10 protein-coding genes are annotated in these 12,683 nt (G+C 75.4%); 6 read left to right on the forward strand and 4 right to left on the reverse strand.

Annotated elements, in window-relative coordinates:
- Nucleotides 1-27: 27 nt before the first annotated feature.
- The 3 genes from ACI8AG_RS10185 to ACI8AG_RS10195 all read left to right on the forward strand — a co-directional run bounded on the left by ACI8AG_RS10185 (nucleotide 28) and on the right by ACI8AG_RS10195 (nucleotide 3,675).
- Nucleotides 28-1,722 carry an alkaline phosphatase D family protein gene (locus ACI8AG_RS10185; RefSeq protein WP_456596938.1) on the forward strand — a complete coding sequence of 565 codons (1,695 nt, stop codon included), beginning with the start codon at nucleotides 28-30 and terminating at the stop codon, nucleotides 1,720-1,722.
- Entirely contained in the window at nucleotides 1,719-2,522 is an 804-nt protein-coding gene (locus tag ACI8AG_RS10190) for an endonuclease/exonuclease/phosphatase family protein (RefSeq protein WP_456588813.1), read from the forward strand. The genes ACI8AG_RS10185 and ACI8AG_RS10190 overlap by 4 nt, the downstream gene beginning before the upstream one ends.
- Nucleotides 2,523-2,613: 91 nt before the next feature.
- Entirely contained in the window at nucleotides 2,614-3,675 is a 1,062-nt protein-coding gene (locus tag ACI8AG_RS10195) for a DUF2332 domain-containing protein (RefSeq protein ID WP_456596939.1), read from the forward strand.
- Here the strand turns inward: ACI8AG_RS10195 and smc are convergent.
- Complete coding sequence (smc, locus tag ACI8AG_RS10200) at nucleotides 3,672-7,238, reverse strand: chromosome segregation protein SMC (RefSeq protein ID WP_456596940.1); 3,567 nt, start codon at nucleotides 7,236-7,238, stop codon at nucleotides 3,672-3,674. The two genes, ACI8AG_RS10195 and smc, sit on opposite strands and share 4 nt — an antisense overlap.
- A 328-nt stretch (nucleotides 7,239-7,566) precedes the next feature.
- Between smc and ACI8AG_RS10205 the strand changes: the two genes are divergently transcribed.
- The 3 genes from ACI8AG_RS10205 to ACI8AG_RS10215 all read left to right on the forward strand — a co-directional run bounded on the left by ACI8AG_RS10205 (nucleotide 7,567) and on the right by ACI8AG_RS10215 (nucleotide 11,014).
- Nucleotides 7,567-7,884 (forward strand): hypothetical protein, encoded by a 318-nt coding sequence (locus tag ACI8AG_RS10205; RefSeq protein ID WP_456596941.1) that lies wholly within the window; start codon nucleotides 7,567-7,569, stop codon nucleotides 7,882-7,884.
- A 185-nt stretch (nucleotides 7,885-8,069) separates the two neighbouring features.
- Nucleotides 8,070-8,666, forward strand: coding sequence for an ABC transporter ATP-binding protein (locus ACI8AG_RS10210; protein ID WP_456596942.1), 597 nt, complete (start codon nucleotides 8,070-8,072; stop codon nucleotides 8,664-8,666).
- Nucleotides 8,663-11,014: a hypothetical protein gene (locus tag ACI8AG_RS10215; RefSeq protein WP_456596943.1), complete on the forward strand. Its 2,352-nt coding sequence runs from the start codon at nucleotides 8,663-8,665 to the stop codon at nucleotides 11,012-11,014. The genes ACI8AG_RS10210 and ACI8AG_RS10215 overlap by 4 nt, the downstream gene beginning before the upstream one ends.
- A 180-nt stretch (nucleotides 11,015-11,194) precedes the next feature.
- Here ACI8AG_RS10215 and ACI8AG_RS10220 read toward each other — a convergent pair whose 3' ends face one another.
- The 3 genes from ACI8AG_RS10220 to mutM form a co-directional block, all read right to left on the reverse strand.
- On the reverse strand, nucleotides 11,195-11,386 hold the full coding sequence (locus ACI8AG_RS10220) for a hypothetical protein (protein WP_456588816.1): 192 nt from the start codon (nucleotides 11,384-11,386) through the stop codon (nucleotides 11,195-11,197).
- Between the two features lie 149 nt (nucleotides 11,387-11,535).
- Complete coding sequence (locus tag ACI8AG_RS10225) at nucleotides 11,536-11,805, reverse strand: acylphosphatase (RefSeq protein ID WP_456596944.1); 270 nt, start codon at nucleotides 11,803-11,805, stop codon at nucleotides 11,536-11,538.
- The gene (gene mutM / locus ACI8AG_RS10230; RefSeq protein ID WP_456596945.1) at nucleotides 11,802-12,680 is read right to left on the reverse strand and encodes a bifunctional DNA-formamidopyrimidine glycosylase/DNA-(apurinic or apyrimidinic site) lyase; all 879 of its coding nucleotides are present in this window, start codon (nucleotides 12,678-12,680) and stop codon (nucleotides 11,802-11,804) included. Before mutM ends, ACI8AG_RS10225 begins: the two co-directional genes overlap by 4 nt.
- Between the last annotated feature and the right edge of the window lie 3 nt (nucleotides 12,681-12,683).

Consider the following 12,683-nt stretch of genomic DNA (forward strand, 5'->3'; position numbering starts at 1 on the left):
CCCGGGGACGTAGGCCAGGCTGTGCCCATGCCGCCCTCCGTTCGCAGCGCCCCCGCCCTCGTGCTGGGCCCCCTCCTGCGGCACGTCGACCCCGTCTCCGCCACCGTCTGGGTCGAGACGGACCGGCCGTGCGAGGTCGACGTGCTGGGGCGGCGCGCCCGCACCTTCGCGGTGAGCGGCCACCACTACGCGCTGGTGCTGGTGGAGGGGCTTGCGCCCGGCAGCACCACGCCCTACGAGGTGCGGCTCGACGGCGTCGTCGTCTGGCCGACGGCGGGGACCGGCTTCCCGCCCAGCCGCATCCGCACCCCCGGCCGGCCGGGGCCCTTCCGGCTCGCGTTCGGGTCCTGCCGGTACGCCAGCCCCCGCACGGTGGAGGACTCCGAGGGCATCCCGCCCGACGCCCTCGACCTCTACGCCCGGCAGCTCGCCGCCCGGCCGGAGGACGAGTGGCCCGACGCGCTCGTCCTGCTCGGCGACCAGGTCTACGCCGACGAGCTGACCAAGCGGACCCGGGGCTGGATCGCCGGCCGCCGGGAGCGGGCCCAGCGGGCGCCGGCGCCCCGCACGCAGGTCGCGGACTTCGAGGAGTACACGCAGCTCTACGTGGAGTCGTGGCGGGACCCGGAGGTGCGCTGGCTGCTCTCCACGATCCCGTCCTCGATGATCTTCGACGACCACGAGATGATCGACGACTGGAACACCTCGGCCGCCTGGCGGCGGACGACGCGCGCGAAGGACTGGTGGCGCGGCCGGATCACCGGCGGCCTGATCAGCTACTGGGTCTACCAGCACCTGGGCAACCTCAGCCCGCGGGAGCTGGCCGAGAACAAGGTGTGGCGCGCGGTCCAGGACCTCACCGACGCCGCCGGGGACGCGACCGTCGACGCCGAGCCGGTCCTGCGGGAGATGGCCGTCCGCGCCGACGAGGACCCCACGAGCACGCGCTGGAGCTTCGTGCGGCACTGGGGCGACGCCCGGCTGGTCATGGTCGACAGCCGCGCCGGGCGGGTGCTGCAGGAGGACGGCCGGCGCATGCTCGACGACGACGAGTTCGACTGGGTGGAGGCGGCGATGCGGCAGGCCGCCGCCGACGAGGTGCAGCACCTGGTGATCGGGACGTCGCTGCCGTGGCTGCTCCCCCACGCCGTCGACTCGCTCGAGCGGTGGAACGCCACCCTGAACGTGCGCCACCACGGCCGGCTGCGGGGCCGGCTCGCCGAGCTGGTGCGCCAGCTGGCCGATCTCGAGCACTGGGCGGCGTTCGGGCACTCCTTCGACCGGCTCGGCCGCGCGGTGCTCTCGGTGGCCCGGGGCGAGCACGGGCCGGCGCCGGCGACCACCCTGGTGCTCTCCGGCGACGTGCACCACGCCTACTCGGCGGAGGTCGTGGCGCCGGTGGGGCTCACCTCGCGCGTGCACCAGCTCACCGTCTCGCCGCTGCACAACCAGGCACCGCACCCCATCAAGGTCGCCTTCCGGATCGGCTGGAGCCGGCGCGCCCGGCGGCTCACCGAGCGGCTGGCCCGCTGGGTCGGCGCCGAGCCCGCGGGCCTGGAGTGGGAGAAGCAGGCCGGCCCGTACTTCGGCAACCAGATCGGTGAGCTGTTCCTCGACGGCCCGGAGGCCCGCTTCGTGCTCTCCGTGAGCGAGCGGGGTTCCGCTGCCCTGAGCGAGGTCGCCGACATGCAGCTCTCCGAGCCTGAGAGGGTGGCGCGGTGACGAAGCCGGCCCCCGGTCCCGACCAGCCACCGATCCCGGTCCGCCTGGTCACGTTCAACACCCACCACGGCGTGGGCGCCGACGCCCGCCACGACCTGCCGCGGCTGGCCACGCTGCTGGCCTCGCTCGACGCCGACGTCATCTGCCTGCAGGAGGTCGACCGCCACTTCGGGCCGCGCAGCGAGGACGTCGACCAGGCGCTGCTGCTGTCCCGGGCGCTGGACATGCAGCTCGCGTGGGGGCCGGCGATCGACGAGCAGCGACCGGGCGACCAGCCGCCCCGCCAGTACGGCAACGCCCTGCTGTCGCGGTTGCCGATCCTGATCAGCGACGTCCACCCCCTGCCCGGCAGCGGCGAGCCGCGCAGCGCGCTGCGGACCATGGTGGAGCTCGATGGCGGAGCGCTGTGGATCACCGCGACGCACCTCACCACGCGGTCGGCCGAGGAGCGGGCGGCGCAGGTGGCCGCGCTGGCCGGGCTGCACACCGACGCGATGGAGACCGGCGTCCTGGTCGGTGACTTCAACACCGCACCCGACGCCCCGGAGCTGGACGCGCTGCGGCAGCGGTTCACCGACGCCTGGCGACTGGCCCGCGCCCGCGACGACCAGGGCGCCGGGTGGCGGTTCTGGCAGGCCGACGCCGGTCACACCCATCCGGCGCGGTCGCCGCACCGCCGCATCGACCAGGTCTGGGTGTCGGCCGGGATCGCCGTCGCCGGGGCCCACGTGCTCGATGCCGAGGGCGCCTCGGACCACCTGCCGGTCGTCGTCGACCTGGAGGTCCGCTCCGGGGTCTAGGCATAGGAAGCTTTACCTACGATTCGGGCGCGGATCCGCAGGTAGAGCTTCCTATGCCTTCGGCACGCGCACCGGCGCTAGCCTCGTCGGGGTGCTCGAGGTGTACCGGCGCTTCGCCGAGACCGAGGCCGCGATCTCGCCCCTGCACGCACGCGTCGCCCGGGCCCTCGCCGGCTCCGACGCTGCGCTGCGGGCCCTCGGGGCGCTGCCGGCGCGCAGGCGGCACCCGGCCCTGGTCCTCGCCGCGCTGCACGACCTCGCCCTCGCCGGACGCGCCCCCGCGCTCGCCGCCGCCTACGCCACCGGGGACGGCGACGCGGCTGCCGCGGCGGCGATCGACACGCTGCTGCGGAGGACCGAGGAGCTCGTGGCCCTGGCCGGGCGCCGGCGGCCGCGCACCGACGGCACCGGCGCCTGCACCGTCCTCCACCCGGCCGTCGCCGAGGCGGCGCACCGTGCGGGCACCGAGGCGGTCGGGCTGGTCGACGTCGACTGCGCGGCGGGGCTCCGGCTCGCCGTCGACCGCGTCGGCATCACCTACGGCGGCGGCCCGCCGCTGGGCGACCCGGCGTCCCCCGTGCAGCTGTCCTGCTCGGTCGTCGGCGACCGATCCCTCCCGGCCCGGCCCCTGCCCGAGGTCGTCGCCCGGATCGGCATCGACCCCGATCCGCTCGACGTGACCGACGCGGACGACACCCGGTGGCTGCGCGCGTGCCTGCGGCCGGACGACGCGGAGCGGCGCGCCCGGCTCGACGCGGAGCTGGCGCTGGCGGCGGCGGCCCCACCGGAGCTGCTGCGGGGCGACGCCGTCGAGCTGCTGCCCGAGGCCGTCGCCCGGGTGCCCGCCGACGCCCTCCCCGTCGTCGTCACGGCGTGGGCGCTGTCGCGCCACCCGCCCGAGAGCCGCCTGCGCTTCCTGCACCGCCTCGGCGAGGTGGCCGCGCGCCGGCCGGTCGCGTGGGTGTCGGCGGAGGGCGTCGGCGTCGCACCGGGGGTGCCGACGCTCGGCGACCGGCGCGCCTCCGGCCACAGCATCCTCGGTCTGGCGCTGCTCGACGGACCGTCGCTGCGGGTGGAGGCCGTCGGCCGCTGCTGGTCGAGGGGACGCCTGCTGGCCTGGCTGGCCGGGTCCCGGGCACTCGGGAGCCGCTAGGCCGTCTCGAGCTCCCGCAGCCGCTGGCTGATGACGCCGGTGATCCCGTCGCCGCGCATGCTCACGCCGTAGAGCGCGTCGGCGATCTCCATCGTCCGCTTCTGGTGCGTGATGATGATCAGCTGCGAGGTCGACCGCAGCTGCTCCACGAGCACGAGCAGCCGGCCCAGGTTGACGTCGTCCAGCGCCGCCTCGACCTCGTCGAGCACGTAGAACGGCGACGGCCGCGCGCGGAAGATCGCCACGAGCAGCGCGACCGCCGTCAGCGACCGCTCGCCACCCGACAGCAGCGACAGCCGCTTGACCTTCTTGCCCGGTGGCCGGGCCTCCACCTCGACGCCGGTGGTCAGCATGTTCTCCGGGTCGGTGAGCACCAGCCGGCCCGAGCCCCCCGGGAACAGGGTGGCGAACACCTGCTCGAACTCCCGCGCCACGTCGGCGAAGGCGGCGGCGAAGACGTCGTGGATGCGCCCGTCGACCTCCCGGACGACGGTGAGCAGGTCCCGGCGGGTGGTCTTCAGGTCCTCCAGCTGCGTGGCGAGGAAGGTGTGCCGCTCCTCCAGCGCCGCGAACTCCTCCAGCGCCAGCGGGTTGACCTTGCCGAGCGTGGCGAGGTCGCGCTCGGCCCGGGCCACCCGCCGCTCCTGGACGGCGCGCTCGTAGGGCACCGGTTCGGGTGCCGGCTCCCCCGCCGCCTCCGCCTCGGCCACCTGCTGCGGCGACGGCGGCACCGGCGCGGCCGGCCCGTACTCGCCGAGCAGGGTGGGCAGGTCGACGCCGAACTCCTCGGCCGCCCGGGTCTCCAGCGTCTCGATGCGGTAGCGCTGCTCGGTCCGCGCCACCTCGTCGCGGTGCACCTCGTCGGTGAGCCGGTCGAGCTCCGCGGTGGCCGCGCGCACCCGGCTGCGGACCTCCAGCAGCTCCGCCTCGGCGCCGCTGCGCGAGGACGCCAGCGCGTCGCGCTCGGCCGCGGCGCGGGTCAGGGACCGCTCCAGCGCCGTGAGGGCGGCCTCGGCGTCGGTGCGCACGGCCGCTGCGACCGCCGCGCCGCGCTGCCGTGCCGCCCGTTCGGCCGCGGCCCGCTCGCGGGCGGCCCGCTCCTGCCGGGCCTGCCGGCGCAGCGACTCGGCCCGGCCCTGCAGGGCCCGCGCCCGCTCCTCGGCGGTGCGGACGGCGAGCCGCGCCTCCGTCTCGGCCTGCCGGGCACCGGCCACCTCGGCCCGCAGCCGGTCCCGGTCCTCGGTGGGCGGCTCCTCCTCGACGGGCGCCGCCTCGGCCGCGGCCAGCTGCTCCGCCAGCCGGGTCAGCGTCTCCTGGGCCTGCTCCAGCGCCTGCTCCGCGCGCACGCGGGCGGCCAGCGAGCGCTCGGCCTCCGATGCCGCCGACCGCGCCGCGGCACCCAGCTCGGCCAGCGCCGCCGCCTCCGCGGAGCGGGTGCGGTCGGCGGTCTGGCGGGCGGCGAGCGCCTCCTCGACGGCGGCGGACCGCGCCTGCGCCTCCTGCCTCGCGGCGGCCAGCTGCTCGGCGAGCTCGGCGGCCCGGGCCGACGCGGCGGTCAGCTCGTCGCCCGCCTCGTCGACGCGGGCCCGCAGCTCCAGGTTCGACGGCGCATCGGCCTGCCCGCCCAGCGCCCAGTCGGCGCCGAGGAGGTTCCCGGTCGCGGTGACCGCGCGCACCCGGGGGTGGGTGCGGACCAGCGCGACGGCGGCGCCCAGGTCGGCGACCAGCGCCACCCGCTCCAGTGCCCGGGCCAGCGCCGGGCGCAGCGACTCGGGGGCCTGCACGGCGTCCAGCGCCCACCGGGCCCCGGTCGGCAGCTCCGGCCAGCCGTCCCGCGGGACCGGTGGCAGGCCGCCGGTCACGAGCAGCCCGGCGCGGCCGCCGTCGGTGCGGGTGAGGTGGTCCAGCGCCGCGGCGGCCTCCGCCACCCCGGCGACGACGACGGCCTCGGCCATGCCGCCCAGGGCGGCCGCCACGGCCACCTCGTCGCCGGGGGCGACGGTGAGCTGCTCGGTGACCGGGCCGACGACACCGGGCAGGCCGGCGCCGAGCACCGCGGCGGCGCCGTCGGCGGGGGTGAGCCCGAGGGCGAGCGCGTCGCGGCGCGCCTGCCAGGACGCCCGGTCCCGCTCGGCGGCGCGCTCGGCCTCGGCCAGCTCGGTCACCCGGCGCGCCGCGGCGGCGTGCGCGGCGACGGCGTCCTCGTGCGCGGCGACCAGGGCGAGGTCGGTGTCCTCCTGCTCGGCGACCTGACCCCGCCGGTCGGCCAGCCGGTCGGCGGCGGCCTCGGCGCGGTCGGTGGCCTCGCGGGCGGCGACGGTGAGCCGCTCGATCTCCGCCTCACCGGCGTGCACGCGGGAGCGCGCCGCGGCGACCTGACCGGAGAGCCGGGCCAGGCCCTCGCGGCGGTCGGCGAGCGCGCGGGCGGCGGCGACCCAGGCCTTCTCGGCGGCGGCCAGGGCCGCCTCCAGCTCGGCCCGGCCCGCCACCACGGCCGAGAGGCGCTCGCGCTCGGCGGCCAGGCCGGCCGCCAGCTCCGTCTCGGTGGCCGCGACCCGGTCGGCCTCGGCGTCCAGCTGGTCCGGGTCGCGCCCGGTCGCGGCAGAGGGGGCGGCGGCCGCGAGGTGCCGGTGCCGCTCGGCAGCCAGCTGGGCGACGCTGCGGAACCGCTCCCCCAGGGCCGAGAGCCGGTACCAGGTGTCGGAGGCCGCCTGCAGGCGGGGCGCGCTCGCCGCCAGGCCGCTCTCCAGCTCGGCCTCGCGCCGGGAGACGACGGAGAGCTCGCGCTCGACGACGGCCCGCCGCTCGCGGGCCGCGGTCTCGTCGGCCACGTCGCGGTCGAGGGCGTCGCGCAGCTGCACCAGGTCGTCGGCGAGCAGCCGGAGGCGCGCGTCGCGGAGGTCGGCCTGGACGCCGGCGGCGCGCCGGGCCACCTCGGCCTGGCGGCCCAGGGGCTTGAGCTGGCGGCGCAGCTCGGCGGTCAGGTCGGCCAGCCGGTCGAGGTTGGCCTGCATGCCGTCGAGCTTGCGGAGCGCCTTCTCCTTGCGCTTGCGGTGCTTCAGGACGCCGGCGGCCTCCTCGATGAAGGCGCGGCGGTCCTCCGGTCGGCCGGAGAGGACGGCGTCGAGCTGCCCCTGGCCGACGATGACGTGCATCTCGCGCCCGATGCCGGAGTCGCTGAGCAGCTCCTGGACGTCGAGCAGCCGCACCTTGTCGCCGTTGATCTCGTACTCGCTCTCACCGGAGCGGTACATGCGGCGGGTGATCGACACCTCGGTGTACTCGATCGGGAGAGCGCCGTCGGAGTTGTCGATCGTGAGCGTCACCTCGGCGCGGCCCAGCGCCGGCCGCCCCGCGGTGCCGGCGAAGATGACGTCCTCCATCTTGCCGCCGCGCAGGCTCTTGGCCCCCTGCTCGCCGAGGACCCAGGAGATGGCGTCCACGACGTTGGACTTGCCCGACCCGTTGGGGCCGACGACAGCGGTGATGCCGGGCTCCAGCCGCAGCGTGGTGGCGGACGCGAAGGACTTGAAGCCCTTGAGCGTCAGGCTGGAGAGGTGCACGGGACGTGGACTCTAGCGCGCATCGGACGGGGCCAGGTGGCTCGCGATGCGCTTGGGACCGGTGTGAGGAAGTCCCGCGATCCCGCCGACCCGGACTCCGTCCTCTCGGTCAGGTGAGGGATCCGGCACCGATGGCGGTCGGTGCAGCGCTCACGACGACAACGCAGCGACATCACCCGACACACCGAGCAATGAGAGCAACACCGGAGTAGAACCGAAATGACACTGTCTCGGAACGCTACGGTCTTGCCTTGGCGACCGGCCGGCGGGACGCTCTCGCAACTCTCGTCCGAGAGGTTCGAAGAACGACCCGTTCAGAGGATCTGCCATGAAGAAGAGCGCAGCCGTCCTGGCGATGACGACGTCCCTGCTGGGCGGCCTGGTCATCATGGCCCCGCAGGCGGGGGCGATCGGTGGCAACTGTTCCGCATGGGCGGAGAAGCGGGTCGTCGACTGGGCACCCGACGACTGGCGGGTGCTCGCACGGTGCAGCTACCTCCAGGCTGACACGAAGGCGCGCGGGGTGGGCGACGTCGACGGCCCCGACCACCACACCGCATGGTTCACGGCGATCAACACCACCCGGGCCAGCTCCTGGGGGAAGGGCGGCATCGACCGGACCCGCGTGGAGATGACGCACATCTAGCTCGACGCATCGACGTCGCCGCCTTCCGGGGCCCGCGGTCCGGCACGGGGCTCCGGAAGGCCGGGGACGACAGATGTGGATGCACTCGCGCCGCACCCGATGACTGGAGTGTCCCCGTGCTCTCATGCCACGACGTCAGCGTCTCGTACCAGCAGGGCGCGACGCGCATCCGACCCCTCCGATCCGTGCGGCTCGAGGTGGGCACGGAGTCGGTCGTCGTCATGGGACCGAGCGGCAGTGGGAAGTCGACCCTGCTGCGGGTGCTCGCCGGGCTCCAGTCACCCGACCGCGGCACGGTCAGCGTCGACGGGGTACCGCTGGCCACCGGTCGGAGGGGCGGATCCGGTGACACGCGTGTCGCAGTGGTCCACCAGGACTACCGGCTGGTCGACTTCCTCACGGTGGCGGAGAACCTGCAGCTGGCCGCGGAGCTGCGCTCCGTCAGCGCCCCGGCCGACGACCTGGAGGAGGCGCTGGCCCGGGTGGGTCTCCACGGGTTCGGCGACCGGTCCCTGGCCACCTTGTCCGGCGGGGAGCAGCAACGGGTGGCCATCGCCCGGGCGCTCGTGAGCCGGTGCCGAGTCCTGCTGGCCGACGAGCCCACCGGCGCACTCGACGAGGAGAACACCGGGGTCGTGGCCCGCCTGTTGCGGGATCTCAGCCGGGAGCACGGGATGTCGGTCGTGGTCGCCACGCACGACCGGAGCGTGGCACGGACCATGTCACGCAGCCTGGTGCTCCACGACGGCCGGCTGCAGGACGCGGAGGTGGCGTCGGCGTGACGATGCGACACCTGCTGCACCGACTGCTCCGGCACCGCCTGGCCATGGCCATGGGCCTGGCAGGTACGTCATTGGTCTTGGCAGCGGCATTCGCGCTGACCACGGTGCTCCAGGCGTCCGTCTCGGCCGCGGTCGAGCAGTCGGTGGAGGTCGGGGCCGGCGGGCGGCAGTTCGCGGTCCAGGTGCTCGACCAGGAGCGCGCCCTCCCCGTCCTCTCCTCACGGACGGACCTCCTCCCCGTGGTCGACGACACGGCGGTCGTCTCCGCCACGGGAGCCAGTTCACCCGCGGACGTGCGCGCGGTCGCCGATCCGGCCGCCGGCCTCGGCCTACTGGTCGACGGCCGCCACCCCGACCGTCCCGGCCAGGCGACCGTCTCGTCGTCGCTCGCGGCGGCCCTCGACCTGGCGATCGGGGACGAGGCCGTGCTCACCCGCGACGACGCGGACCAGCAGCGGCTGCTCGTCACCGGCACCACGTCCTCCCCCGCGCATGCCGGAGACCTGACGGTCGTGCTGATGCAGGAGGAGGTGGACGCGAGCGCCGCGACTGTCTGGCTGACCGACACCGATCCGTTCGCCGACGACCAACTGCGGCCGCTGATCGAACAGCGGGCACTCACCGGCCGGACGGTCGCGATCCTGGCCCAGGACGAAGGTGTGGCCGCCAGGCAGTCCCTCCTGTCCGCCCTGGGCTACGCCGCGCCGACGACCGCTGCGCTGTCCGGATGCCTGATCCTGTCGATGCTCGCCGTCCTGTCCCGTCGGCTGCGTCGCGACGTGGACGCACTCCAGGCGGCCGGTATGACCGTCGTCGATTCCTGGCGCCTCGTCGGCCACGCGGCAGCGCTGGCGGTGGGTGCCGGCGCCGTGGCCGGCACGTGCCTGGCACTGGCGGCCGGCTCGCTGGGCCGAACGCCGGTTTCCGCATGGCTCGGTCAGGACTGGCAGTCGCTCTCGGTGCCCTGGAGCATGCTGGCCGCCTTCACCGTCGGGCTGCCCGCCCTGGTGCTCGCCGTCGCCCGCGCACTGCCCGTCGTCGTGGGGCGTGGGCACCACCGGCGTCTCCCCGAGATCCGCCTCTCGCCACGCTGGGCGACCGCCGTCGTCCTCCTGTGGGTCGTGCTGGTGGCCCTGACGATCGCCCGGGTCCTGCCGGTCGGCGTCGGGGGTCTCTGGGGGGCCGCCGCCGCGTTCGCGGCACCGGTGCTGATCGTCGCGCTCGCCGTTCGCGGCGCGGGACGTGGTGAGAGCCGGGTGGTGCGGCACGTGACCCAGGCGCTCATGCCCGTCGTCATGGTGGCTGCCCTGCTGACCTGGACAGCGACCTCGTACGCAGCCGAGGCGATGCACAACGGCATCTCCATGCGGGAGACGTCCGCGGCCGTGCAGCCGCCGGGTTCGCTGCTGGTGTACGAGGTCCCCTCGGTCGCCGGAGCGGAGTTGCGGAACGTCTACCGGGACCTGGGCGGCGAGCGCGTCATGACGTACCTGTTGCCGGACGAGTCGGCGGCCCAGGTACGAGCGACCAGCGCGGGCATCGCCGAGTGCATGCGGCGCGACTCGATCACCGACCCGATGCTGGTGGATCCCGCGTGCGTCCCCGACGACTCGGCGTCCCCGATGAACATCGTCGCCCTGTCCCCCGCCGGGACGCAGCAGGCAACGCTCACCGCCGACCCCAGTCTGATGGAGCAGGGCCGCCTCGGGCTGCTGGTCTTCACGCCGCAAGGGCAGGGACGCGCCGACCAGGTGACGGAGTCCCCGGCCACGGCCGACCCCCTGCTCGGCGGGAACATGCCCGGCGCTGTCGTCCCGGCCGACGGTGAACTCGCCCGCTCCCTGGACCTCCGGGCGACCGACGGGGAACTGGTCGCGTTCCTCGACTTCGCGGCGCTGCCCACCGACGCCCAGGCGCGGTTCCGCTCCCATGTGTCCCGGCTCGCCGGCGGGGCGCAGGTGGCCGAGGAGCGGCACCAGTACGGGGACGTCGCGATCCAGTTCTCGCTCTCCAGAGCGTCAGCCATCGCCGGCGCGACGCTCCTGGTGCTCCTGCTCGGCTTCGGGGGCGCCACCGTCGTCGCCGGGCAGGCACACCTCCGGCGCACCCTGGTGGACACCGGCTCGCTGCGACGACGGAGGCGCGCCCTGGCGGCCAGGGTGTTCGCCACCCCGGTGCTGGCGGTCCTGCTCGCCGCTGCGCTCGGCCGGTTCTCCGCCTGGCTGCAGGGAGTGCACAACGGGCTCGGCTTCGGCTGGGTGTGGGTGCTGCCCGGCTGCGCGGCAGCGATCACGTGTGCCGCCCTCGCACTGGCCTTCTACCGCGTCCCGCCGCGCACGGCCGCCTGAGGGGTCCCGCACAGCAGCGGGGTCATTGCCGGGCGATCCGGGGACCGGACTGCGCGGGGTGACCAGTGGCTCCGCACCGCACCCCAGTCTTCGTCCCCTTCGCCGCGCGAGCAGGGGCAGCCCCGCCGGTGCCCCGGGCGACCGCTCAAGAGCCGCGGGCAGGCCTTCCTGCGGTAGCTGTCAGGCGAGCGCGGGCTCGGCGGTGTCGCCGGTCATCGAGAGCAGCTCGTGCGCGATGGCGGCGTCCCGCTGGGCGCGCAGCTCGGCGAGCTCCTGCTCCAGCCGCTGCACCCGGGCCCGCAGGGCTGCGTTCTCCTCGACCACCCGGAGCTCCGCAGGGGTGACGACCGAACCGAACAGGGCCTTGGCCATGGCTGTGACGGCCTTTCGAGAGCGAGAGGGAGTGACCGGCGCCCCGGTAGACGGTCGGCGCGGGCTGGATGTTCCCAGGGTGACACCACCATCGGCGCTGGTCAACGGCGACGGGGCGGGGTCCCCGTATCGGGGTGATGTCGACTTCGTCACGCCGTGGTGAAGCCCGACAGCCCTTCCGGCGTCGCGAAGCGGACGTCGACGTCGGTCACCCGTCCCGGGGCGTCCGGGCCGTCGAGGGCAGCGACCAGGTCGCGCACGGCCTGCTCCGGCCCCTCGGCGATGACCTCGACCCGGCGATCGGCTCGGTTGCGGGCGACCCCGGCGAGGCCTGCGTCGCGCGCCAGGCCCCGCACGAAGGCGCGGTAGCCGACGCCCTGGACGTGGCCGGAGACCAGCACCTCGACCCGGACGGTCATGCTCGCCGCGCTCTCGGTCGGGGCTGGCAGGTGGGGCAGCTGTAGCTCGAGCGGTTCATGAAGGACTCCCGGCGGATCGAGGTGCCGCAGCGGGGGCACGGCCGGTCCTCCTGCCCGTAGACGGCCAGGAACCGGGAGAAGTAGCCGCTCTGCCCGTTGACGTCGACGTACAGGGAGTCGAACGAGGTGCCGCCCTGGGCGAGGGCCTCCCCGAGCACGTCCCGCACCCCGTCGAGGAGGTCGGCGACCTGCGCCCGGGTGAGCCGGTCGGTGGGCCGGGCGCCGTGCAGGCGGGCCCGCCACAGCGCCTCGTCGGCGTAGATGTTGCCCACCCCGCCGATGAGCGTCTGGTCGAGCAGGGCGCGCTTGACCTCCGTGCGGCGCCGGCGCAGCGCGGCGGTGAACGCGTCGACGTCGAAGGAGGGGTCGAGCGGGTCGATCGCGATGTGCGCCAGCCGCGACGGCACCCCGCCCTGCTCGGGCACGTCCTCCACCGCCAGCCCCCCGAAGGTGCGCTGGTCGACGAAGCGCAGCTCGCGCCCCCGGTCGGTGAAGGTGAAACGGGCCCGCAGGTGGGTCTCGTCGGGGGCAGACGGCTTCTCGACGAGCAGCTGGCCGCTCATGCCGAGATGCCCGACGAGCGCCTGCCCGGTCGGCGTCCCGTCGGCCTCGGCCAGCGGCAGCCACAGGTACTTCCCCCGGCGGTGGGCGGCGGTGAGGGTGCGCCCGGCGATCGCCGCCACGAAGTGGTCGGCGCCCTCCAGGTGACGGCGGACGGCCCGCGGGTGGTGCACCTCGACGGTGGCCACGGTGCGCCCGGCCACCCACTGCTCCAGCCCCCGGCGCACGACCTCCACCTCGGGCAGCTCGGGCACGGG

The sequence above is a fragment of the Blastococcus sp. SYSU DS0552 genome (genome assembly GCF_054050815.1).

Excerpts from the sequence above, each read along its gene's own strand:
- ACI8AG_RS10185 (WP_456596938.1), top strand. The coding sequence starts at position 28 with ATGCCGCCCTCCGTTCGCAGCGCCCCCGCCCTCGTGCTGGGCCCCCTC.
- ACI8AG_RS10205 (WP_456596941.1), top strand. The coding sequence starts at position 7,567 with ATGAAGAAGAGCGCAGCCGTCCTGGCGATGACGACGTCCCTGCTGGGC.
- ACI8AG_RS10220 (WP_456588816.1), bottom strand. The coding sequence starts at position 11,386 with ATGGCCAAGGCCCTGTTCGGTTCGGTCGTCACCCCTGCGGAGCTCCGG.
- ACI8AG_RS10225 (WP_456596944.1), bottom strand. The coding sequence starts at position 11,805 with ATGACCGTCCGGGTCGAGGTGCTGGTCTCCGGCCACGTCCAGGGCGTC.